At 63.8% G+C, this 21892-nt stretch carries 19 protein-coding genes, 1 tRNA gene and 2 riboswitches; of the genes, 9 read left to right on the forward strand and 11 right to left on the reverse strand.

From position 1 onward, the window contains the following. Positions 1-189: 189 nt before the first annotated feature. From OKW29_RS35145 to OKW29_RS35185, 9 genes are all read right to left on the reverse strand, one after another. Positions 190-1080 carry an HAD-IA family hydrolase gene (locus OKW29_RS35145; protein ID WP_429294173.1) on the reverse strand — a complete coding sequence of 297 codons (891 nt, stop codon included), beginning with the start codon at positions 1078-1080 and terminating at the stop codon, positions 190-192. After that, positions 1077-1448, reverse strand: coding sequence for a hypothetical protein (locus OKW29_RS35150; protein WP_429294174.1), 372 nt, complete (start codon positions 1446-1448; stop codon positions 1077-1079). Before OKW29_RS35150 ends, OKW29_RS35145 begins: the two co-directional genes overlap by 4 nt. Positions 1449-1461: 13 nt before the next feature. After that, a complete protein-coding gene (locus tag OKW29_RS35155; protein WP_429294175.1) occupies positions 1462-2439 on the reverse strand; it encodes an AAA family ATPase in 978 nt (325 codons plus the stop codon). A 7-nt stretch (positions 2440-2446) separates the two neighbouring features. Continuing rightward, the gene (locus OKW29_RS35160; RefSeq protein ID WP_429294176.1) at positions 2447-2665 is read right to left on the reverse strand and encodes a hypothetical protein; all 219 of its coding nucleotides are present in this window, start codon (positions 2663-2665) and stop codon (positions 2447-2449) included. 54 nt (positions 2666-2719) lie between these two features. Continuing rightward, positions 2720-2929, reverse strand: a complete 210-nt coding sequence (locus OKW29_RS35165; RefSeq protein ID WP_429294177.1) for a hypothetical protein — start codon at positions 2927-2929, stop codon at positions 2720-2722. A 65-nt stretch (positions 2930-2994) separates the two neighbouring features. Then, complete coding sequence (locus OKW29_RS35170) at positions 2995-3255, reverse strand: plasmid partition protein ParG (RefSeq protein WP_429294178.1); 261 nt, start codon at positions 3253-3255, stop codon at positions 2995-2997. Between the two features lie 15 nt (positions 3256-3270). Continuing rightward, positions 3271-3909 (reverse strand): division plane positioning ATPase MipZ, encoded by a 639-nt coding sequence (locus tag OKW29_RS35175; protein ID WP_429294179.1) that lies wholly within the window; start codon positions 3907-3909, stop codon positions 3271-3273. 228 nt (positions 3910-4137) lie between these two features. Beyond that, the gene (locus OKW29_RS35180) at positions 4138-5175 is read right to left on the reverse strand and encodes a site-specific integrase (RefSeq protein ID WP_429294180.1); all 1038 of its coding nucleotides are present in this window, start codon (positions 5173-5175) and stop codon (positions 4138-4140) included. A 182-nt stretch (positions 5176-5357) separates the two neighbouring features. Then, a tRNA-Arg gene (locus tag OKW29_RS35185) sits at positions 5358-5433 on the reverse strand. A gap of 308 nt (positions 5434-5741) precedes the next feature. Between OKW29_RS35185 and OKW29_RS35190 the strand changes: the two genes are divergently transcribed. Then, on the forward strand, positions 5742-6641 hold the full coding sequence (locus tag OKW29_RS35190; protein WP_429294181.1) for a c-type cytochrome: 900 nt from the start codon (positions 5742-5744) through the stop codon (positions 6639-6641). 120 nt (positions 6642-6761) lie between these two features. Here OKW29_RS35190 and OKW29_RS35195 read toward each other — a convergent pair whose 3' ends face one another. After that, the gene (locus OKW29_RS35195; RefSeq protein ID WP_429294182.1) at positions 6762-8852 is read right to left on the reverse strand and encodes a UvrD-helicase domain-containing protein; all 2091 of its coding nucleotides are present in this window, start codon (positions 8850-8852) and stop codon (positions 6762-6764) included. 320 nt (positions 8853-9172) lie between these two features. Between OKW29_RS35195 and OKW29_RS35200 the strand changes: the two genes are divergently transcribed. The 8 genes from OKW29_RS35200 to OKW29_RS35235 all read left to right on the forward strand — a co-directional run bounded on the left by OKW29_RS35200 (position 9173) and on the right by OKW29_RS35235 (position 20607). Further along, positions 9173-10222, forward strand: a complete 1050-nt coding sequence (locus OKW29_RS35200; RefSeq protein WP_429294183.1) for an oxidoreductase — start codon at positions 9173-9175, stop codon at positions 10220-10222. A 218-nt stretch (positions 10223-10440) separates the two neighbouring features. Beyond that, complete coding sequence (locus OKW29_RS35205) at positions 10441-10791, forward strand: hypothetical protein (protein ID WP_429294184.1); 351 nt, start codon at positions 10441-10443, stop codon at positions 10789-10791. 219 nt (positions 10792-11010) lie between these two features. After that, a riboswitch (glycine riboswitch) is annotated at positions 11011-11112 on the forward strand. A 21-nt stretch (positions 11113-11133) separates the two neighbouring features. Then, positions 11134-11294: riboswitch (glycine riboswitch) on the forward strand. Positions 11295-11374: 80 nt separating this feature from the next. Further along, positions 11375-12490, forward strand: coding sequence for a glycine cleavage system aminomethyltransferase GcvT (gcvT, locus tag OKW29_RS35210; RefSeq protein ID WP_429294185.1), 1116 nt, complete (start codon positions 11375-11377; stop codon positions 12488-12490). A 59-nt stretch (positions 12491-12549) separates the two neighbouring features. Further along, positions 12550-12930 (forward strand): glycine cleavage system protein GcvH, encoded by a 381-nt coding sequence (gcvH, locus tag OKW29_RS35215; RefSeq protein ID WP_429294186.1) that lies wholly within the window; start codon positions 12550-12552, stop codon positions 12928-12930. Between the two features lie 68 nt (positions 12931-12998). Further along, positions 12999-15935 carry an aminomethyl-transferring glycine dehydrogenase gene (gene gcvP, locus OKW29_RS35220; RefSeq protein WP_429294187.1) on the forward strand — a complete coding sequence of 979 codons (2937 nt, stop codon included), beginning with the start codon at positions 12999-13001 and terminating at the stop codon, positions 15933-15935. A gap of 139 nt (positions 15936-16074) precedes the next feature. Continuing rightward, positions 16075-17205: an alginate lyase family protein gene (locus OKW29_RS35225; protein WP_429294188.1), complete on the forward strand. Its 1131-nt coding sequence runs from the start codon at positions 16075-16077 to the stop codon at positions 17203-17205. Positions 17206-17234: 29 nt separating this feature from the next. Next, positions 17235-18623: an L-serine ammonia-lyase gene (locus OKW29_RS35230; protein WP_090802417.1), complete on the forward strand. Its 1389-nt coding sequence runs from the start codon at positions 17235-17237 to the stop codon at positions 18621-18623. 238 nt (positions 18624-18861) lie between these two features. Next, complete coding sequence (locus OKW29_RS35235) at positions 18862-20607, forward strand: thiamine pyrophosphate-binding protein (protein ID WP_429294189.1); 1746 nt, start codon at positions 18862-18864, stop codon at positions 20605-20607. A 97-nt stretch (positions 20608-20704) separates the two neighbouring features. Here the strand turns inward: OKW29_RS35235 and OKW29_RS35240 are convergent, their stop codons facing one another. Beyond that, on the reverse strand, positions 20705-21853 hold the full coding sequence (locus tag OKW29_RS35240) for a branched-chain amino acid ABC transporter substrate-binding protein (protein ID WP_429294190.1): 1149 nt from the start codon (positions 21851-21853) through the stop codon (positions 20705-20707). Between the last annotated feature and the right edge of the window lie 39 nt (positions 21854-21892).

Genomic DNA, 21892 nt, shown 5'->3' on the forward strand with positions numbered 1-21892 from the left:
GAGCGTTGGCATTGGCAGTTCTTTCGCAGTCGTCTTTCTTATGCCCAAGAAGAGGACCTGCGTAGGCATCGTACCTCCGGTGCTCGAACCCATGTTGTTGACAATGGGCGAGTGTATTACGGCCCACGAATCGAAGCGGATCTTCTAGTATTCAACAGGCTCGACTCTACCAGTTGAGATGCACTCGGGTCATCGTTCTCCACCGTCCGTTTCGTCTGGTCGCCGCAGGTGGATCGCCTGCATACCAGCGGCCAGTGCGCCATCGTAGTCCGCGCTGAGCGTATCGCCGATCATGAGCGTGTTTTCAGGGGCAACGCCCAGCCGCTTACAAGTCCATTTAAATATCCGGCGATCCGGCTTCAGGTAGCCGACCTCGAACGACCAGGCATATGCATCGAGCTCTAACGGCAGTAGGGCAAGTAGAGGGGCGGCGTACGGCTTTGCCAGATTGGACGCGATGGCGACCTTGATGCCGCGCGCACGTAGGTCGGCCAGCACATCGTGCACTTCAGGGTAAAGCTCGATGCTCGCCAGCTCCGCGGTAAGAGCAGATTCCAGCGCCTCCATGACTTCAGGCTTCGGGTCGAGCCGTAGCGCGGCGGCTCCTTCACGCAGGTCGAAGGGTTGTGTCATAAGTGCCTTCCGCGCAGCCCAGAACCCAGTTCCCCCGCCGAGGTTGATCAGCCGATGGAACGGTCGCCGCAAATCAGTGATCCGGCAAAGGGATCCGAAGGCATCAAAAATAACGGCCTGTACATCGGGGTCAAACGTCACCTCGGCAAGACTGGACGCGATTGGGGGCTGCTTGAGTGCTTCGATTGCTTTTGCGTCTCGAAATTCGGCAATGGCGTTGCGTAGCCGGGTCGCGTTCTTCGGCGATTCGAGCAGATGAAGCGTTTCACGTATGCGTGGTAGACCTCTGTCCGAGAGGTACACACTGAGGCGAGCGTGCTCTGGGAGCTGCTGAAGGACATTTACCAGTTCTGCGGCAGTCATTCGAGTTTCGCGGCCCAATGACACGTCCTTCAGCGAGCGAATACTTGCCGTTGACTTTTGGCGACGTTTCGAATGCTTTGTCATTGCTTTAGCGTCCCGACGAAATGTTCCCAGTCTCCGCTCCGAGCGAGCTTGACGCGCGGATTAAGGAGGATGAAGGCGGGTCCGTGCTCACGCAAAAACGCGTCACGAATGACTGGCGGCAATGCGCCGATAATGATGAACCCCGTTACTTCCGGCTTGTATGTCTCAGCGGAGTCGATGTCCCAGCGTGGCGTTCCCGTTGAGTAGGCCCGAATCTGCGGACACGCCAGTAGTTCCGTACGCCCCCTGAGGAGAGCCGCAAGCACAGCACCCTGCGCGCCACGCAGGTCGTCAGATTCGAATCCATGCGGGCTCTCGGCAATGTCGCTGCCGCATACCTTCTTCATATCCCCTTTCCGGGTTTCCATTCCCGCTCCCATATCAGACGAAGCCGATCTTCTGCCGCGCAGCAGCCGGTACTGCGACCATTTCAACCATCATGCCAACGCTCATGCCTCCACCAGACTGGAGCGCACGGCCTAAGATCCGGCGAAGCACGCGATCGATGTCGCGGCCGGATTCCATCGCACCGACGAGCGCATCGGACACGTCATCCGGCAGTTGCTCATCGACGTGCATGCGTACGCCGGGATTTTCGTCAATCAGGCGCGCGTACATGCGCTGGACGAGCGCGGCCATTTCGTCGGCCGTCAGTCGACGAATCTCGAACATGTTGAAGCGCGACAGCAGGGCCGAGCTTAAGTCTTCGGTCGAATTGGCGGTTGCAATCCAGTTCATGTGCGAGGCGTTCAGGTGAACGTCGGGCAGCGCCGCATCGGCAAACTGCCTTGCCGTGCGGCGTTCCAACAGTGTGTACAGACCGGCTAGCGGATCCCAGCGCGGATCTTTGGCGGCTTTCTCGATCTCATCGAGAACCATGATTGGATTGATGACCTTCGAGCGGGCCAGCAGTCTGAACACCGCTCCAGGCTGAGTGTTCGCCCAGTGCTGTTCGGTGCCTGTTAAGAACGAGCCGGCCTGCCGCTGGTTCATCGCGACGACCTCGGACGGCACGCCCAGCACGTCGGCCAGTTCCAGGCCGAACGTAGTCTTGCCAGTGCCCGGTGGGCCGACGAGCAGCAGCCGCTGGAAGTCGAGACCTCGCCCAGCGACCTTGGCGAATGCCAGCTCCGCTTCGATCCAGCCGATCACCTCAGCAAAGTTCGGGTGATGCTGTGCGAGCTTATCAAGGCGCACGTCAAGTACCTCTGTGCGCAGTGCGCCGAATGTCTTTCGACCGCCTTCGAGCAGCATGGTGGCCCAGCGACTGACCGTCTTTTCTTCTTCCTTGCCCGGATTGCATCGCTCCAGCAGGCCGACGAATTCGTGCACATCGAGAAATTCCACGTGATTCTTCATGGCAACCTCAACCTGCGAGGTACATCGGCGAACTGCCGAACAGGCGCAGCTCGATGAGCCCGCACAGAGACACCGACTCGATTGGGTAGTCGTTCGAGCAGGCGGTCGCGAGCTCTTCAGGACGTGCGAAGCACATGAGCGTCGGAGCATCGCGCTCAAATACGTTGGCCAGGTCGGCTTCCAGTGGAATCGAGGCCAGCCGGTGGGGCACAATGGATGCAGTCATGTTCACCTCGTTGATAGGTGGGTAGTTGTCAGGCCGGTCGGTCGGTTGGCCGCTTCAAAATTGAACAACGCACTTGCGCGACCTGTAGTGTTTGCCGCCAGGTTCTTGCCGCTCTGCCTGTGCGGCTACATCCAGCAATGCGTAAGCGAGCGCGCGGAGTGTGTCGGGCTTGATTTCCTGTCCGTTACCCAACGGCGAATCGAGCGTGACTAGCGATGTACCTTGATGGGTGCGGCAAAGCGTATATTCCAGCGTGTGGCGCATATGCCTCTCCTATGGGTTGGGCCACGCGAATTGAGTTAGGTCACTCAGCGTTGAGTGGAGTTGAGTCACTCCAGTATTCGATCCTTCAGGTCCTTCAATATCAATTCCCGCACATACTGCGCGCCGGTGAGCCGCAGATCGGCTGCACGGCGTCGAACTCGTTCATGCAAATCCGGCGTTAGGTCGAGATTGAGCCGCACTGGCTTCAGAGGCCGTTGCGGCTGTTGCGAATGGACCATTCCGGCACCATTGGCAAATTCCTCTGCGTTGGCTGGGCGCGGCTCTGGCGAGGCTATGCTTGGTGCGAGCTTGAATTTGCTGGTCATGTGAATCGGATCCTGTCAGCTGAGGTCGAAAAATTCCTGCGCCAGAAGCTGGATCTCCGCGCGCGCCTGGCTGTTGTCGAGCTCGGTGACGCCCTTGCCGGCCAGCAGAGCATCGCGATAGACCTTGCGGTCCCGAATGATCGTGTCCGCCAGTTCAAGCTGGTCGAACTCGGCCAGCAGCTTCCGTGCGTCTTCGACTTCACGAATCACGGGGTTGGATGGTGCGATCGAAAGAACTGCTACTGCCCTCAGCTCTGGATTGAGTCCGCGCGCCAGGCCGATCAGTTCGTTGACCTTCGGGAGCGTCTCCAGGTCTGCCTGACTGGCCTTGGTTGGAACTAAGATCAAACTTGCGACGGCCATTGCACTGCGCATTTCGCGCGAGTCCCGACCGCCTGCATCAACTACGACCACCTGGTAGTGACGCGCAAGGTCCCGCAGCGTCGAAGCGACTTCGCCAGTGCGTTGGACGCACGGTACGGCGGGCGAAATACCGGCCTCATCGCGCCGCTCTACAAACCGCGCCGCCGTGGCCTGTCCATCGGTATCTAGGAGAACGACATCTAGACCACCATGGGCCAGACACACCGCCAAATTGCTTGCGATGGTCGACTTTCCCACGCCCCCTTTTTCAGCGGCGACCAGCAGGATCATTGCTTTGCTCCATGATGAGATGAGTAACTTCCCGTTGAACTACTTAGAGTTGAGTCAAGTGACTCGGAGTTAAGTTACTCACCGTTGAGTCGTGCCACTGCGGGCTGCGCCCGGCGGCTCTGAGTTGAGTTACGTTGAGCGCATCCTATGCGGCCGCACCCACAGCCGTACATGGCGCATAAACGGGGGTTTCATTTCAGTCCGGGCGCGTAAATGGCCGGGTTAGTGCTAGCCCAGCTTCCTCGCCAAGTCTGTCGCTCGCGGATGGTAGTAGCGCTTCAAAAGCTGGACCGATTTATGCCCGGTAACTGCCGACAGCTCGAGGATGTTGTCGAGCCGTTCGGCGATGCGGCTAGTAGCCTCGTGGCGCAGGTCGTGGAAATGGAGATCTGCAATGCCCGCGCGCTTGCATGCGCGCATGAACACGCGCTTCAGGGCTTCACCCGTAATGGGGAAAACAAGGTTGCTGTCGTTTCGGGGTAGACTTTTGAGGACTTCCACTGCGCGACTTGAGAGCGGCACATCTCGCGCTTCGCCGTTCTTGGTGTCGTGAAGCCGTACAAAACGCTCATCCAAAAACACGTCGGCCCAAGAAAGCGAGAGAATTTCACCTCGGCGCATGGCGGTTTCAATCGCGACAATCACCGCTGGGAGAACCCACTTGTTACGACATCCCCCTTCCGCGAACCGGCCGTGCTCATCGCGCGGACTGAGCTTCAACTCAGCAAGGATGCGCTGCTCCTCGCCGGTTGACAGCCGTCGGGTACGGGCACGGTTTTCGCGCGGTCGACGGATGATCGAGACCGGATTGACGTCCATATGCACGCCCCATTCTTTCCGGGCCACGTTCAACACATGGGACAGTAGAGTCAGCTCCCGGCTGACCGTCGAGCCGCTGACGGGGCGATGCTCCGCGTCTCCCTTGAGACGACGGTCACGATACTCGGCGACAACTTTGCCACTGAGCGCGGCGACCTTATATTTGGCAATCGGATCCCGTGAGATTTTTCGAATCCGTAAGACTTCCTCGGCCTCGCCTTTCTTTTGGGGCGATACTTCTTTTGCATACCGCTGCAGCAGATCGCCAAAAGTGTTGCGCTCAGCTTCGGTTCGATCCACAAAGGTTCCGCGATCCATTTCCGACTCGATACGACGAGCCCAAGTCTCTGCTTCGACCCTTGTATCGAAGGTACTCCATTGGTGCGGATAACCAACACGGCGGATTTCAGCGCGCCAGTACTTGCCTCGTTTCCAGATCCCTGCCATTTCTGCTCCAGACAATAATTGATTGTTATTGGGTCTGGGCTATTCTCAACTCCGCCCCTTTTCCGCCAAATGGCGCATAAAGGGAGGTTTCGGGCAACACGAGAAATGAAAAAAGGCCCTTGGCTTTCGCCGTAGGGCCTTGATTCTCTGGGTTTAGATCACCCAGCATCATTCTCAAATTCTGGTGCGCCCGGCTGGGATCGAACCAGCAACCCCTGCCTTCGGAGGGCAGTACTCTATCCATTGAGCTACGGGCGCTTCACCACAAAACTGCGGGGAATCTACGCGAAAGCGCGCCAACCAGAACGGACGCGACGCCAACGCGAGAGACCGCAAGGATACCCGGTTTCGGCCGAACCGTCCACAGGACGGCCTCCGACGCCCATCCCAGCGTCTTCCCCGACTCCTGCCATCGTCCATGCCGATCCGGGTAAACGCCTCCTGAACACCGTCCTGGCCCCCTCGCCGCCGCCGAAAGCTTGCGTCTATAATCGTCCGTGGCTGATAAAGAACAAGAAGTTGCCGTCGCGCTGTACCGCTCACACACCCACGGAGACGAGACAAGCATGAGCGAAGCACCACACGGAGCCCCGATCAAAACCCCAGCACAGCTTATCGCCGCGGTCATCGCCGGGTTTGCTGTGCCGATCGTCATCATCGTTCTGCTCGCCGTCTACGTCGATAATTCGACGCGCACCGGCGCCGGCACCGACTCTCTCTCCGAAGCCGAAGTCACCTCCCGCATCCATCCGATCGCCCAAGTCGAGATCCGCGACACCAACGCACCGCGCGTCTACAAGAGCGGCGAGGAAGTCTACAAGGCGGTCTGCTCGGCGTGTCACGCGTCGGGTGCCGCAGGCGCCCCGAAATTCACCAACACCGCCGACTGGGCGCCGCGCATCGCGCAGGGCTTCAACACGCTGTGGCACACCGCGCTGTCCGGCAAGGGCGCCATGCCGCCGCGCGGCGGCACGAGCCCCGACGACTACAGTGACTTCGAGATCGCGCGCGCGGTCGTCTATATGGCGAACAATTCGGGCGCGAGCTTCCCCGAGCCGGCGCAGCCGGCGGCGGGCGCGGCCGCGGCATCCGGTGCGGCAGCGGCATCCGGTGCAGCAGGCGCATCGGATGCGGGCGCGGCCCAGGCCGCCGCGGCGCTGGCCGCAATGGCCAGCGTGCCGCAGACTCCCGCCCCGGCAGCAGGTGGCGCGCAAAGCGCGGACGCCTCGCAGGCCGGCAAGGCGCTGTATCAGTCGGTATGCCAGGCCTGTCACGCGGCCGGCGTGCTGAACGCGCCGAAGTTCGGCGACAAGGAAGCATGGGCGCCGCGCCTGAAGGACCCGATGGACACCGTCTATAACTACGCGCTGCACGGCAAGGGCGCGATGCCGCCGAAGGGCGGCTCGAACGCATCGGATGCGGACGTGAAGGCCGCGGTCGACTATATGGTCAGCGCGGTGAAGTAAAGCACGCGGCATCGGTCGTCGCTGAAATGAAAAATCCCTGCATGCGCTAACGCGATGCAGGGATTTTTTCTGTGCAATCGCAAGCAACCGCAACTGGCGGGCACTTGCAGTCCCGCCCGCTCACGACTTCTGCAACAACGCCTTCAGGCTCGCGAGCCGGTCCTTCGGCGACATCGGCGCTTCTTCCGGTGTCGGCGGCGGCGCATCGTCGAGCAGCATTTCGTTGATGAAGCGCGACGCCTCGCAGACGACCGTCTCCCGCGCCCGCTTGCGCTTCTTGCACCAGTTCAGATGCAGGCTGCGCTGCGCGCGCGTGATCGCGACGTACATCAGCCGGCGTTCCTCCTCGATGCGCGCGTCGTCGATCGGCTCGTCGTCCGCGCCGCCGCGATGCGGCATGATGCCTTCCTCGACGCCGACCAGGAACACGTGCGGATACTCGAGCCCCTTCGACGCATGCACGGTCGACAGCCGCACCGCATCCGGATCTTCCTCGCGGCCTTCGAGCATCGACATCAGCGCGACCGTCTGGATCAGCCCGAGCAGGTTCTTGCCGGTGTCGCCGAAGCCGTCGGCGGTGTCGTAGCCGGTCGCTTCGCTGCCGCTGCCGTACTCCGGCTCTTCCTTCGTACCCTTGCGCTTGAGCCACTCGATGAACTCCAGCACGTTCTGCCACTTCGCCTGCGCCTGGCGTTCGTCGAACGCGTCGTACAGATACGCTTCGTAGTGGATCGCCTCCATCAGCTCATTGAGTAGCGTGCCCGCCGCGTCCTTCTCCGCGCGGTCGGTCAGGCGCTGCATGAAGTCGCAGAACGCGCGCATCGGCTCGATCTGACGCGGCGACAGACGCGCCTCGATGCCGCCCATGTAGACCGCCTCGAACAGCGACACCTTCGCCTGACCCGCGAACGCGCCGAGCGCCTCCAGCGTCGTATTGCCGACGCCGCGACGCGGTGTCGTGATCGCGCGGATGAACGCGGGATCGTCGTTCGCGTTGGCGATCAGACGCAGGTACGCGCAGATGTCCTTGATCTCGGCCTTATCGAAGAACGACTGGCCGCCCGACAGCACGTACGGAATCCGTTCGCGGCGCAGCACCTGCTCGAAGATGCGCGCCTGGAAGTTGCCGCGATAGAGGATCGCGTAGTCGCGGAAATTCGCGCGCCGCTCGAACTTGTGCGCGGACAGCCGAAACACGACGGACTCCGCCTCGTGCTCCTCGTCGTTGCAGCCCGTCACCGTGATCGTGTCGCCCATACCGTGCTCGGACCACAGCTTCTTCTCGAACAGCTTCGGGTTGTTCGCGATCACGTTGTTCGCGGCGCTCAGGATGCGCACCGTCGAGCGGTAATTCTGTTCGAGCTTGATCAGGTGCAGGTTCGGGAAATCCTTGCCGAGCTGGCCGAGGTTTTCGAGGGTCGCGCCGCGCCAGCCGTAGATCGCCTGATCGTCGTCGCCGACCGCCGTGAACGCCGCGCGCTTGCCGGCCAGGAGCTTCACCAGTTCGTACTGGCATGCGTTGGTGTCCTGATACTCGTCGATCAGCAGATAGCGCAGCTTGTTCTGCCAGCGGTCGCGCACCTGCTCGTTGCTCGCGAACAGTTCGGCGGGCAGGCGGATCAGATCGTCGAAATCGACCGCCTGGTAAGCGTGCAGCGTCGCCACGTAGTTGCGATAGACGATCGCCGCCTGATGCTCGTCCTCGGTCGAGGCGGTCGCGATCGCCTGCTCGGGCATGATCAGGCCATTCTTCCACAGCGAGATGATCGACTGGATCTTGCGGATGAAGCCCTTGTCCGTCGAGCCGACCTGCTCCTGGATCATGCCGAAGCAGTCGTCGGAATCCATGATCGAGAACTGCGGCTTCAGGCCGACATGCTCCGCCTCCTGACGCAAAATCTGCACGCCGAGCGAGTGGAACGTACACACCGTCAGCTGGTTCACGGGCACCTTGCGGCCTTCCTTGCCGGGTGCGGTCAGCGTCTTGCCTTCGAGCAACTTGCCGACGCGCTCGCGCATCTCTGCCGCGGCCTTGTTCGTGAATGTGACGGCGGCGATGTGGCGTGGCTCGAAGCCCTTCGCTTCGATCAGGTGCGCGATTTTCTGCGTGATCACGCGCGTCTTGCCGCTGCCGGCGCCGGCGAGCACGAGACAGGGACCGTCGAGATAACGGACCGCTTCACTTTGAGCGGGGTTCAGGCCTGCGGACATCGTTTGTGGATGGGTAATGCGGTTGAGGGCCGCTGAGGTCGGACCGGCGGGTGGCCCCGGCCGAAGGCCCGGGGCATGCTGCGCGGCGCAATGTGCGCGGGAGGTGCGATGTTAACATGGCCACTGCGATGGCCACCGCGATGACCACCGCGATGGACGCCCTCGTTGGATGCCTCGATGGTTCGGACGCCCCGACGGGCTGCGCGCAAGGCCGGCCGTCATGCTCAGCCCCCAGTCCAGCCCACAAATGCCACAATGATGAGATTGCGCGCCGCCGCCGCGGTGGCAAGGCGGCGCGCCGCTCCTCCAGGAAGACTCGCATGTCCGCATCGCTGAAAATTGGTTTGATGGGCTACGGCTTCGCCGGCGCGACCTTTCACGCACCGGTGATCGAACACTGCGGACGCGCGAGGGTCGCCGCGATTGCGACCGGGCAATCCGAGCGCGCGCACGCCGACTATCCGCACGCGAAAATCGTCGCCGATCTCGACGCGCTGCTCGCGCTCGACGACATCGACTGCGTCGTGATCGCAACGCCCAACGACACCCACTTCGACCTCGCGCGCCGCACCCTCGAAGCCGGCAAGCATGTGGTCGTCGACAAGCCTGTCACGCTGAGCGCCGCCGACGCCCACACGCTTGCCAATATCGCGCTCGCGCGCGGCAAGCTGTTCGTGCCCTTTCACAACCGCCGCTGGGACGGCGATTTTCTGACCGTGCGCGATCTGCTCGCGCGCGTGGAACTGGGTCGCCTCACGCAGTACGAATCGCATTTCGACCGCTTCCGGCCGGGCGCGCGTCAGCGCTGGCGCGAAGACGTGACGCGCGGCGGCGGTCTGCTGTTCGATCTCGGTCCGCATCTGATCGACCAGGCGCTCGCCCTCTTCGGCGCGCCGCGGACCGTATCGGCGACGGTGCGCACCCATCGCGACGACGCAAGTGCACCCGACTACGTGCACATCCAGCTCGGCTACGACGAGTTCGAGGTCGTGCTGCACGCAAGCGCGCTGACCGCGTTGCCGGGAGCGCGCTTTGCTATCCACGGCACGCGCGGCAGCTACGTGAAGTACGGCCTCGACACCCAGGAAGATCAGCTGAAAGCGGGCCTGCGCCCCGGCGACGCAGGCTTCGGCGCCGGCAACAGCCCCGGCGTGCTGCGCGTGCTCGAAGGCGACGAGGAAGTCGAGTGTGAATTGCCGACCCGCAACGGCGAGTACGCAGGCTTCTATATTGCGTTGACCGACGCGATCCAGAACGGCGTCGCATTTCCGATCAGCACGCGCGACGCGGTCGACGTGATGACGATCATCGACCTGGCCGCGCGCAGTTCCGAGCAGGGCGTGCGACTGCCGTTCGAGCGGATTCGCTGAACCCCGCCCCGCTGCGTGTCGACACCGCGCCACCACGAGCTGTGCACCAAAAACGGGACCGCCTTTAGCGCCGCGAAGGCTGTCGGCGCGGGCTTTCCTGACGCTCCGGAAAGGAACATAACGTTACAAATTCGCCCGCTGCCAGGTCAGCGGGCGTTCTTCGTCAGCCGTTGCTAATGAGGTAGCAATTCAACACGACAACGACTCCGGGAGAATCCATGTCTCGAATCATCCGTGCCCTTGTTGCATGCGCGCTGCTCGGCTCCGTCGCCGCCTGCGTGGTAACGCCCCCGCCGGCGCCGCATCCGGGCCCGAGTCCGCAACAGATCGCGGACCAGCGTCTGCATCAGGTCGACGGCCGCATCGACAATCTCGCGCACCGTATCGATAACCGCGTGAATCAGGGCTATTACCCGCCGCCGCAAGGCGCCGCGCTGCATCACCGTCTCGAGACGATCCGCCAGGAAGCGCATGACATGGCCGCCCAGCACGGCGGCGGTTTGTCCGCGGAAGAACAGCGCGTGCTGAATCAGGAACTGGACAATGCGGCTCATGCGATCGGCGAGTGAGTCAGCGAGCAAGTGGGCAAACCGAATCGGCAAACGCGCCACCAGGTGAGCCCCCACTACCGCTCATCGTGCGGTCACGGATGGCACCGGGAGAAGCAACTGAAAAGCGCGGGCACCACGGTCCGCGCTTTTCTTTTTGACGCCCCCGAACAGCCACAGCCGGCCCCACACCGCTGCCGGGCCTTTATTTGACAAGCCCCGGCCCGTCGCGTAAATTCGCCGCACGCGTCGGGAGAGCGTGCTGGCAGGCGAAAAATCGCAGGCCGCGCCGCCGAAGGGGCACACCCGCAAACTCTCAGGCAAAAGGACCGACCGCGTCGAAAAACCCGTCTTCCGGCGGCTTTTTCGCACTCTGGAGAGCGGCAGTAGCCATCCGCGTCGCACCTCGTGCACCGCAGGCAGGCTGCCCACCGAAGGGGCGCGCGTTTCACCGTGACGGATCGAGCTCATTGAGCCAGTCGCGGCGGCGCAATCTCTCAGGTATCGAGGACAGAGGGGTCATGCAGAACCACGCTCGCAGGCACACGGCCGCGAGGCAGTGCGCCGCATGGCCTTTTTTGTTTCGCGAGATACCCGAGGCCCCATGACCGAACTCAAACACACCCCGCTCCACGCCGCTCACCGCGCGCTCAATGCTCGCATGGTCGACTTCGGCGGCTGGGACATGCCCGTCAATTACGGCTCGCAGATCGAGGAACATCGCGCGGTGCGCACCGACGCCGGCATGTTCGACGTGTCCCACATGTGCGTGGTCGACTTCACCGGCGAGCGCGTCCGCGCGTTGTTCGAATACGCGCTCGCGAACAACGTCGGGAAGCTGCAAACGCCGGGCCGCGCGCTCTACTCCTGCATGCTGAATCCGAACGGCGGCGTGATCGACGATCTGATCGTCTATTACTTCGCCGAAGACCACTTCCGCGTGGTCGTCAACGCCGGCACCGCCGACAAAGACATTGCCTGGTTCGGCCAGCTCAACGCGGGCGGCTTCGGTCTCACCATCACGCCGCGCCGCGATCTGGCGATCGTCGCCGTGCAAGGCCCGAACGCACGCGAAAAGGCCTGGCAAACCGTGCCGGCCGCGCGCGCCGCGACTGAAGCGCTGAAGCCGTTCAACGCCGCGCGCGTCGACGGCACGCCGTTCGGCGAGCTGACCGTCGCGCGCACCGGCTATACCGGTGAAGACGGCTTCGAGATCATCGTGCCGGCTACCCACGTCGAAGCGCTGTGGAATGCGCTCGCGGCCCACGGCGTGCGCCCGGCCGGTCTCGGCGCGCGCGATACGCTGCGCCTCGAAGCCGGCATGAACCTGTATGGCCAGGACATGGACGACAATGTCTCGCCGCTCGACGCCGGCCTCGCATGGACCGTCGACCTGGCCTCGCCGCGCGAGTTCGTCGGCAAGAACAGCCTCGAAGCCGACGGCTCGCGCGCCGCGTTCGTCGGCCTGATCCTGCTGAAGGAAAACGGCAAGGCCGCGGGCGTGCTGCGCGCGCATCAGAAAGTCGTCACGCCGCACGGCGACGGCGAAATCACCAGCGGCACGTTCTCGCCGACCATGCAGGAATCGATCGCCTTCGCGCGCGTGCCGAAGGGCGTGCAGCCGGGCGACACCGTGCACGTCCAGATTCGCGACAAAGCCTGTCCCGCAAGCGTGGTAAAACTGCCGTTCGTGCGCAACGGCAAGGTGCTGGCGGTCTAAGCGGCCGGCGCACGCCCCTACATTCAAACACTACCGAACATACCGTTCAGGAGCATCCAATGAGCATCCCGGCCGAACTGAAATACACCGAATCGCACGAATGGGTCCGCACCGAAGCGGACGGCACGCTGACGGTCGGCATCACCGACCACGCGCAGGAAGCGCTCGGCGACATCGTCTTCTTCGAAGTCCAGGAACTCGGCAAGTCCGTGACCGCGGGCGACACCGTCGCCGTGATCGAATCGGTGAAGGCCGCCTCCGATATCTACGCGCCGGTCTCGGGCGAAATCATCGAGGCGAACACGACCGTCGCCGACTCGCCCGACACCGTCAACAGCACGCCGTACGACAGCTGGCTGTTCAAGATCAAGCCGGCCGCCGATGCGTCGCTCGACCGTCTGCTCGACGCCGAGGCGTACGCGAAGTCGATCGGCGCCTGAGTCACCTTTTGTTTTAACCGTCAGGCGCGGCGCTCGGACAACGGCGCGCCGCGCCGCCAGGAACACCCATGAAGCTCGAACACCCGGATCGTCTGATGAACCGCACTCCTCTCTCGCTCGCCGCGCTCGAAGTGCACGACGCCTTCGCCGAACGGCACATCGGCCCGGATACGGCCGACCAGCAAGCGATGCTCGAAGCACTCGGCTTCGCGTCGCGCGCGGCATTGATCGACGCCGTCATCCCGAAGACGATCCGCCGCACCGAAACGCTGCCGCTCGGCCCGTTCGCGCAACCGAAGAGCGAAGCCGAAGCGCTCGCCGCCTTGCGCGAGCTCGCGGACAAGAACCAGGTGTTCCGCTCCTACATCGGCCAGGGCTATTACAACGCCCATACGCCGACGGTGATCCTGCGCAACGTGCTCGAGAATCCGGCGTGGTACACCGCGTACACGCCGTACCAGCCTGAAATTTCCCAAGGCCGTCTGGAAGCGCTCCTGAACTTCCAGCAGATGGTCACCGACCTGACCGGCCTCGCGATCTCGAATGCATCGCTGCTCGACGAAGCGACCGCCGCCGCCGAAGCGATGACGCTGCTGCAACGCGTCGGCAAACCGAAGTCGAACGTGTTCTTCGTTGCCGACGACGTGCTGCCGCAGACCATCGAGGTCGTGAAGACGCGCGCGACGCCGGTCGGCATCGAAGTGAAAGTCGGCCCGGCCGCTGAAGCCGCCGACGCCAACGCATTCGGCGTGCTGCTGCAATACCCTGGCGTGAACGGCGACGTGCGCGACTACCGCGCGCTGACCGAAGCGATCCACGCGGCGGGCGGCCATGTCGTCGTCGCCGCCGACCTGCTCGCGCTGACGCTGCTTACGCCGCCGGGCGAATGGGGCGCGGACGTCGCGGTCGGCAATACGCAGCGTTTCGGCGTGCCGGTCGGCTTCGGCGGCCCGCATGCCGCGTACCTCGCGGTGCGCGACGAATTCAAGCGGCAAATGCCCGGACGTCTGGTCGGCGTAACCGTCGACGCGCAAGGCAACCCCGCGCTGCGTCTCGCGCTGCAAACGCGCGAGCAACACATCCGCCGCGAGAAGGCGACCTCGAACGTGTGTACCGCGCAGGCGCTGCTCGCGATCATGGCGAGCATGTACGCGGTCTATCACGGCCCGCGTGGCCTGAAGACGATCGCACTGCGCGTCAATCGCATCGCCACGCTGCTCGCCGAAGGCGCGAAACAGCTTGGCTATAACCTCGTCAACGAAACTTTCTTCGACACGCTCACGTTCGACACCGGCGCACGCACGCAAGCGCTGCACGACGCGGCGACGGCCAGGCGCATCAACCTGCGCCACGTGAGCGCGACGCAAGTCGGCCTGTCGATCGACGAAACCACCACGCGCCACGATCTGGCCGACCTGCTCGCGGTGTTCGCTCAAGCGGCCTTCACGAGCGACGTGCCGCAAGTCGACGCGCTCGACGCCGCGCTCAACGCATCGAACTCTGCGTCGGTGCCGGCCGCGCTCGAACGCACGAGCGCGTACCTGACGCATCACGTGTTCAACCGTCATCATTCGGAAACGGAAATGCTGCGCTATCTGCGCAGCCTGTCGGACAAGGACCTCGCGCTCGATCGCTCGATGATCCCGCTCGGCTCCTGCACGATGAAGCTGAATGCGACGTCGGAAATGCTGCCGGTCACGTGGCCCGAGTTCGGCCAGATCCATCCGTTCGCACCGACCGAGCAAACCGTCGGCTACCGCGAGATGATCGATCAGCTCGAAGAGATGCTGGTCGCCGCGACCGGCTATGCGGCCGTGTCGCTGCAGCCGAACGCGGGCTCGCAGGGTGAGTACGCGGGTCTTTTGATCATCCACGCCTATCACGCGTCGCGCGGCGAAGCGCATCGCGATGTCTGTCTGATTCCCGCTTCGGCGCACGGCACGAACCCGGCGTCGGCGCAAATGGCCGGCATGCAGGTCGTGGTCGTGGCATGCGACGCGCAGGGCAACGTCGATATCGAAGACCTGAAGAAGAAGGCCGCGCAGCACGCCGATAAGCTCGCGGCGATCATGATCACGTACCCGTCGACGCACGGCGTGTTCGAGCAGAACGTCCGCGAAATCTGCGAGATCGTGCATGCGCACGGCGGCCAGGTGTACGTGGACGGCGCGAACATGAACGCGATGGTCGGCCTGTGCGCGCCGGGTCAGTTCGGCGGCGACGTCTCGCACCTGAACCTGCACAAGACCTTCTGCATTCCGCACGGCGGCGGCGGACCGGGCGTCGGTCCGGTCGCGGTCGGCGCGCATCTCGCGCAGTTCCTGCCGAACCAGACTTCGTCGGGCTACCAGCGCTCGGAGGATGGCATCGGCGCGGTGTCGGCCGCGCCGTACGGCTCGGCGTCGATCCTGCCGATCTCGTGGATGTACATCGCGATGATGGGCGCGAAGAACCTGACCGCCGCGACCGAAACCGCGATCCTCAACGCGAACTACGTCGCCAACAAGCTCGCGCCGCACTATCCGGTGTTGTACTCGGGCCCCGGCGGCCTCGTCGCACACGAGTGCATTCTCGATCTGCGTCCGATCAAGGACACGAGCGGCATCACCGTCGACGACGTCGCGAAGCGCCTCGCCGACTATGGCTTCCACGCGCCGACGATGAGCTTCCCGGTACCGGGCACGCTGATGGTCGAACCGACCGAGTCGGAGTCGAAGGAAGAGCTCGACCGCTTCATCGAGGCGATGATCGCGATCCGCGAGGAAATCCGCGCGGTCGAGGAAGGCCGCGCGGACCGCGAGGACAATCCGCTGAAGCACGCGCCGCACACGGCGGCGGTCGTGATCTCGGACGACTGGAAGCACGCGTATGCGCGCGAGACCGCCGCCTACCCGCTGAAGACGCTGATCGCGAGCAAGTACTGGCCGCCGGTCGGTCGCGCGGACAACGTGTACGGCGATCGCAACCTGTTCTGCTCGTGCGTGCCGATCGCCGATTACGAATAAGCAGTGCGAGTCGGCGAGAGGCCATGCGCGGCGCTGTGAAGGTCCGTCGGCGTCCGCGAGCGGTCCACCCGCGGTCCTGTCGTTGAAAGCCGCAACCGGCTAACATCACACACCGAATCAGCCTAACGAGGAGTTTCGCATGGCGCGAAAGGTGCGATTGATGCAAAGCCGGGCCGAGGCGGCAGGCGTCCGTCCGTGGCGGCCCGCTTACGCGGTACTGTTGGCCGCAGCGGCCGCGTTGCTGCCGCTGCGCGCGGCGCAGGCCGCGATGAATTTCTGCGCGGCGCCGGCGCTGCAAACGAGCGAGCGCACCAATGCCGACCCCGGCGTCAAGGCGCTCGTCGCCAACGTGCAGGCACATCTGAACGAGCAGCCGCATGCGCTCACCAAATTGCACACCGAGGACACGCTGCCGCACGAGGGCATCTACGATCAGAGCGTCGAAGCGGAGAAGGATCTCGACCTGCTGCGCGACGCCGCGCTCGCGTGGCGCGCGACCAGCGACGACCGCTTCCTGAAGCTCGTCGACCGTCTGCTGTACGCGTGGGTCACGACCTATCAGCCGAGCTTCAATCCGATCGACGAAACGCGTTTCGAAGGTCTGATCCTCGCGTACGACATGACCGCGAGCGCGTTGCCCGTCAAAACGCGCAACGCGGCGATGGCGTTTCTGACGAAGCTCGCGAACGGCTACATCGCGCAGATCGACGCGCAGCCGCGGCCGCTCACGGGCACGTTCCGCAACAATTGGCAAAGCCACCGCATCAAGCTGATCGCGATGGCGGCATTCACGCTCGACAACCGCAAGATGATCAACGCCGCGCAGCGGCTGTTCGTCGAGCATATCGGCGACAACATCGCCCCGGACGGCTCGACGATCGACTTCGGCGAGCGCGATGCGCTGCACTACGTGACCTACGATCTGCAACCGCTGGTGACGGCCGCGCTCGCCGCGCGCCGCCACAACCGCAACTGGCTGCAGGAGAAGGGCGCGAACGGCGCGACGCTGCTCGCCGCGCTGAATTGGCTCGTGCCGTTTGCTACCGGCGCTCAGACGCATGAGGAATTCGTGCATTCGAACGTCGCGTTCGATGCAAAACGTCGCGAGGCCGGCTTGCCCGGCTATTCGGGTCAGTGGGATCCGAAGAACGCGACGGAACTGTTTCACCTGGCGGCCCGTCTCGATGGACGCTTTACGCCAGTCGCGCTGCAGCTCGCACCGACGCCGCCCGCGTGGCTCGCCGTGTGCTTGCCGCTGCCGGCGCGCTAAACTCTTTATCTATAGGCAGGGAGCAGTACATGGCAGTCAGCGTCTTCGATCTCTTCAAAATCGGCATTGGTCCGTCGAGCTCGCACACGGTCGGGCCGATGCGCGCGGCGCTGATGTTCGTCCAGGGACTCGAGCGCGACGGGCTGCTCGCTTCCACCGCATCGGTGAAGGCGGAGCTGTACGGCTCGCTCGGCGCGACCGGCAAGGGACACGGCACCGATCGCGGCGTCATGCTGGGCCTGATGGGCGACGCGCCCGACACCGTCGATCCCGAGACGATCGCGCAACGGCTCGAAGCAGTGCGCACGTCGCGCCAACTCGCGCTGCTCGGCACGCACGAGGTGCCCTTCGTGCAGAAAGAGCACATCGCGTTTTATCGTCAGGCGCTGCCCGAGCATCCGAACGGCCTGAAGCTGTTCGCCTTCGATGCGCAAGGGGCAACGCTGCGCGAGTCGACCTATCTGTCGGTCGGCGGCGGCTTCGTCGTGACGGCCGGCGCGCCGAACACGAAGGTATTGAGCGCCGTCGATCAGCTTCCGCATTCGTTCCGTACCGGCAACGAATTGCTCGCGCTGTGTGCGGCGAGCGGCAAGAGCATCGCGCAGCTGATGTGGGAAAACGAGCGCGTCTGGCACAGCGAGGAAGAGACGCGCGCGGGTCTGCTGAAGATCTGGGACGTGATGCAATCATGCGTCGCGCGCGGATGCGGCATCAACAATCCCGATGCCGATGGTCACTTGCCCGGACCTTTCCAGGTGAAGCGGCGCGCGCCGCAGCTCTATCGCGCGTTGACGGGCAACCCTGAGCGCGCGTTGCAGGATCCGCTGTCGATGGTCGACTGGATCAACCTGTACGCGATCGCCGTCAACGAAGAGAACGCGGCCGGCGGGCGCGTCGTCACCGCGCCGACCAATGGCGCGGCCGGCATCATTCCGGCGGTGCTGCATTACTACACGCGCTTCATGCCCGGCGCGAACGAGCAGGGCGTGATCGACTTCCTGATGACGGCCGCCGCGATCGGCATCCTGTACAAGCTGAATGCGTCGATCTCCGGTGCGGAGGTGGGCTGTCAGGGCGAAGTCGGCGTCGCATGCTCGATGGCCGCGGGCGCGCTGGCCGCCGTGATGGGCGGCACGCCGAAGCAGGTCGAGAACGCCGCGGAAATCGGCATGGAGCACAACCTCGGGCTCACCTGCGACCCGGTCGGCGGCATGGTGCAGATTCCGTGCATCGAGCGCAATGCGATGGCATCGGTGAAGGCGGTCAATGCCGCGCGCATGGCGTTGCGCGGCGACGGCAGCCACTACGTGTCGCTCGATTCGGTGATCAAGACGATGCGCGAAACCGGCGCGGACATGAAGACCAAGTACAAGGAAACGTCGCGCGGCGGACTCGCGGTAAATATCGTCGAGTGTTGAGTCGTTGAGCGCGGCATTCAATTGCGTGCGATCGCATCGGAAAAGCGCGGGCCCTGCGGCTCGCGTTTTCATTTGCACGATCGTGTTGCGCGCACGCCGATCGAACAGTTGCGCTGCGCCATGACAGCGCCCACGTGCTCGGCGTAAGCTGTCGAAGCGCCCATCGGCCGCTGTTGCACGTTCCGCCGATGCGGCTCCATCCCAACGCACCCACGCACTGCCAGGAGGCTTCTTCGCAATGTCGCTGCCGAATGCTCCCGCTGCCAATTCCGCTTCCAATTCCGTTATCGCTTCCCATACCGCACGCACGACCGGCGCGCGCCTCGTCGTCGATGCGTTGCTCACGCACGGCGTCGAGCGCGTGTTCTGCGTCCCCGGCGAAAGCTTTCTCGCCGTGCTCGATTCGCTGCACGACGAAACCGGGCGGATCCAGACGATCGTCTGCCGTCACGAAGCCGCGGCCGCGAACATGGCCGAAGCGCTCGGCAAGCTGACCGGCCGCCCGGGTGTCGCACTCGTCACGCGCGGGCCGGGCGCGACGCATGCGTCGATCGGCGTTCATACTGCGTTTCAGGACTCCACGCCGATGATTCTGCTGATCGGTCAGTGCGCGCGCGAACATCTCGATCGCGAGGCATTTCAGGAGATCGACTACCGGCGCATGTTCGGTCAGATGGCGAAGTGGGTCGCGCAGATCGACGACCCGAAGCGCATCCCCGAATATCTGAGCCATGCGTTTCATACGGCCACCTCGGGGAGGCCCGGGCCGGTCGTGCTGGCGCTGCCCGAAGACGTGCTGAGCGATGCCTGCGACGCGGTACCTGGCGCACCCGCTTATCACCGCGTGGCGGCGTCGCCATCGGCCGCGCAGATCGCGAAGCTGCGCGAGTTGCTCGAAGGCGCGCAACGGCCGATGGTCATCGCCGGCGGCAGCGGCTGGACAGCGGCCGCATGCGCGGACCTGCGGCGTTTCATCGAAAACTGGCAGTTGCCGATTGGACTCGCGTTCCGCTTCCAGGACACCTTCGACAACGAGCATCCGAACTACGCGGGCGACGTCGGTCTCGGCATCAATCCGGCGCTCGCTCAGCGCATTCGCGACGCGGACTTGCTGCTCGCGCTCGGTCCGCGCCTCGGCGAAGCGACGACCAACGGCTACATGCTGCTCGACATCCCGAAGACGAAGCAGACGCTCGTCCACGTGCATCAGGGCGCGGAAGAACTGGGCCGCGTATATGCGGCCGATCTGCCGATCGTCTCGGGCATGCCTGAGCTTGCGGCGATGCTTGCGGAACTGGAACCGTCGCCGTCCGGCAGGCTCGCCTGGGCGGGTGCCGCTGAGGAAGCGCATCGCGCGTATCTGGATTGGCGCGAGCCGCGCCCAATTCCCGGCGACGTGCAGATGGGCGAAGTGATCCAGCAGTTACGCGCCCACTTGCCCGACGACGCGATCCTCACGAACGGCGCCGGCAATTACGCGACGTGGCTGCATCGGCATTTCTCGTATCGGCACTTCCGTTCTCAGCTCGCGCCGACGAGCGGCGCGATGGGCTACGGCGTGCCGGCGGCGCTCGCGGCGAAGTCGCTGTATCCACAGCGCGCGGTGGTCGCGCTCGCCGGCGACGGCTGCTTCATGATGGCCGCGCAGGAGCTCGCGACAGCGATGCAGTACGACCTGCGCGTGCTGTTCATCGTCGTCAACAACAGCCAATTCGGGACGATCCGCATGCATCAGGAGCGACACTATCCGCATCGCGTGCATGGCACCGGCCTCACGAATCCGGACTTCGCGGCATTCGCGCGATCGTTCGGCGCGCATGGCGAAACCGTTGAACGTACCGGGGATTTTTTGCCGGCGTTGCAACGCGCGATCGAATCGCAGCTGCCGGCCGTGATCGAAATTCGCATGCCGCAGGAAGCGAGCACGCCCGCGGCGACGCTCGAGATGATTCGTGAGCAGGGGAGGAAGATGCGCGGACAGTGAAAATCGCCACGTGGCCTGACAGCGCGTCGAATGCGCCGCCCATAGAAAACCCCGCCAGAGCGGGGTTTTCTATTATCAACCGTAGTCAGCAAAAAACTTACTTGCCGCCCACGCTTTGCAGCGTCGTCCATTTGCCATCGACGACCTTGTACAGCGTGATACCGCCGTTCTTCAGATCGCCGCGCGCGTCGTATGCGAGGTTGGCCGACGTCACGGCCGGCTTCGACGTCTTGGCGAGCACCGGCAGGTACTTGGCAGGATCGGTCGAGTTCGCGTTCTTCATCGCGGTGAACATCGCCATCGCGCCATCGAACGCGTACGGCGAGTACGTTTGCACATCTTCGTTGAAGCGCGCCTTGTACTTCTCGACGTATGCCTTGCCGCCCGGCATTTCTTCGAGCGGCAGACCGGCGAGCGAAGCCACCGTGCCGTTCGCCGCATCGCCGGCGAGCTTGATGAAGGTCGGCGTGTGGACCATTTCGCCGCCCATCAGCGGCGCCTTCACGCCGAGCTGCTTCATCTGCTTGACCATCGGTGCGGCTTGCGAATCCGCGCCGCCGTAATAGATCAGATCCGGATTCGACGACTTCAGCTTGGTCAGGATCGACTTGAAGTCGACGGCCTTGTCGTTCGTGTATTCGCGATCGACGATCGTCGCGCCTGCCGCCTTCGCAGCCTTCTCGAACTGATCCGCAAGACCCTGGCCGTAAGCGGTGCGATCGTCGACGATCGCGATCTTCTTCATGCCGAGGTTCTTCACCGCGAACGTGCCAGCGACCGAGCCTTGCTGCGTGTCGGACGTCATCATGCGGAAGGTGGTCTTGAAGCCCTGCTGCGTGTATTCCGGCGCCGTCGCCATCGCGATCTGCGGAATGCCCGCGTTCGCGTAGATGCGCGAGGCCGGAATCGTCGTGCCCGAGTTGAAGTGGCCCAGCATGCCCTTGATGCCGTCATCCACGAGCTTTTGCGCGACCGTCGTGCCGGTGCGCGGGTCGGCCTGGTCGTCGGCCGAGTCGAGCACGATGCGAACCGGCTTGCCGCCGATCACCGGCTTCGTCGCGTTGAACTCTTCGACCGCGAGCGTGATGCCGTTCTGGAAGTCCTTGCCATAGTGCGCCTGTGCGCCCGTCATCGGACCGGCGAAACCGATCTTCACGTCTTCCGTCGATTGAGCGTTGGCCGTCCCCGCCAGCGACATGGCGGCAACCAGAGCTGCGCCTGCCAGCTGTTTCATTTTGTGTTGCATAGCTTCTCCTTGATACCAGGTGTGGATGAAGCGGTGTCG

It is taken from the genome of Paraburkholderia sp. CI3 (assembly GCF_050436505.1).
In the GTDB taxonomy this organism is placed as follows: Bacteria; Pseudomonadota; Gammaproteobacteria; order Burkholderiales; family Burkholderiaceae; genus Paraburkholderia; species Paraburkholderia tuberum.

Coding starts and splice junctions, on each gene's coding strand:
- OKW29_RS35160 (WP_429294176.1), bottom strand. CDS start 2,665: ATGACTGCATCCATTGTGCCCCACCGGCTGGCCTCGATTCCACTGGAA.
- OKW29_RS35165 (WP_429294177.1), bottom strand. CDS start 2,929: ATGCGCCACACGCTGGAATATACGCTTTGCCGCACCCATCAAGGTACA.
- gcvP (WP_429294187.1), top strand. CDS start 12,999: ATGAAGCTCGAACACCCGGATCGTCTGATGAACCGCACTCCTCTCTCG.
- gcvT (WP_429294185.1), top strand. CDS start 11,375: ATGACCGAACTCAAACACACCCCGCTCCACGCCGCTCACCGCGCGCTC.
- OKW29_RS35155 (WP_429294175.1), bottom strand. CDS start 2,439: ATGAAGAATCACGTGGAATTTCTCGATGTGCACGAATTCGTCGGCCTG.
- OKW29_RS35170 (WP_429294178.1), bottom strand. CDS start 3,255: ATGACCAGCAAATTCAAGCTCGCACCAAGCATAGCCTCGCCAGAGCCG.
- OKW29_RS35225 (WP_429294188.1), top strand. CDS start 16,075: ATGGCGCGAAAGGTGCGATTGATGCAAAGCCGGGCCGAGGCGGCAGGC.
- gcvH (WP_429294186.1), top strand. CDS start 12,550: ATGAGCATCCCGGCCGAACTGAAATACACCGAATCGCACGAATGGGTC.
- OKW29_RS35235 (WP_429294189.1), top strand. CDS start 18,862: ATGTCGCTGCCGAATGCTCCCGCTGCCAATTCCGCTTCCAATTCCGTT.
- OKW29_RS35145 (WP_429294173.1), bottom strand. CDS start 1,080: ATGACAAAGCATTCGAAACGTCGCCAAAAGTCAACGGCAAGTATTCGC.
- OKW29_RS35175 (WP_429294179.1), bottom strand. CDS start 3,909: ATGATCCTGCTGGTCGCCGCTGAAAAAGGGGGCGTGGGAAAGTCGACC.
- OKW29_RS35205 (WP_429294184.1), top strand. CDS start 10,441: ATGTCTCGAATCATCCGTGCCCTTGTTGCATGCGCGCTGCTCGGCTCC.
- OKW29_RS35195 (WP_429294182.1), bottom strand. CDS start 8,852: ATGTCCGCAGGCCTGAACCCCGCTCAAAGTGAAGCGGTCCGTTATCTC.
- OKW29_RS35230 (WP_090802417.1), top strand. CDS start 17,235: ATGGCAGTCAGCGTCTTCGATCTCTTCAAAATCGGCATTGGTCCGTCG.
- OKW29_RS35190 (WP_429294181.1), top strand. CDS start 5,742: ATGAGCGAAGCACCACACGGAGCCCCGATCAAAACCCCAGCACAGCTT.
- OKW29_RS35150 (WP_429294174.1), bottom strand. CDS start 1,448: ATGGAAACCCGGAAAGGGGATATGAAGAAGGTATGCGGCAGCGACATT.
- OKW29_RS35180 (WP_429294180.1), bottom strand. CDS start 5,175: ATGGCAGGGATCTGGAAACGAGGCAAGTACTGGCGCGCTGAAATCCGC.
- OKW29_RS35200 (WP_429294183.1), top strand. CDS start 9,173: ATGTCCGCATCGCTGAAAATTGGTTTGATGGGCTACGGCTTCGCCGGC.
- OKW29_RS35240 (WP_429294190.1), bottom strand. CDS start 21,853: ATGCAACACAAAATGAAACAGCTGGCAGGCGCAGCTCTGGTTGCCGCC.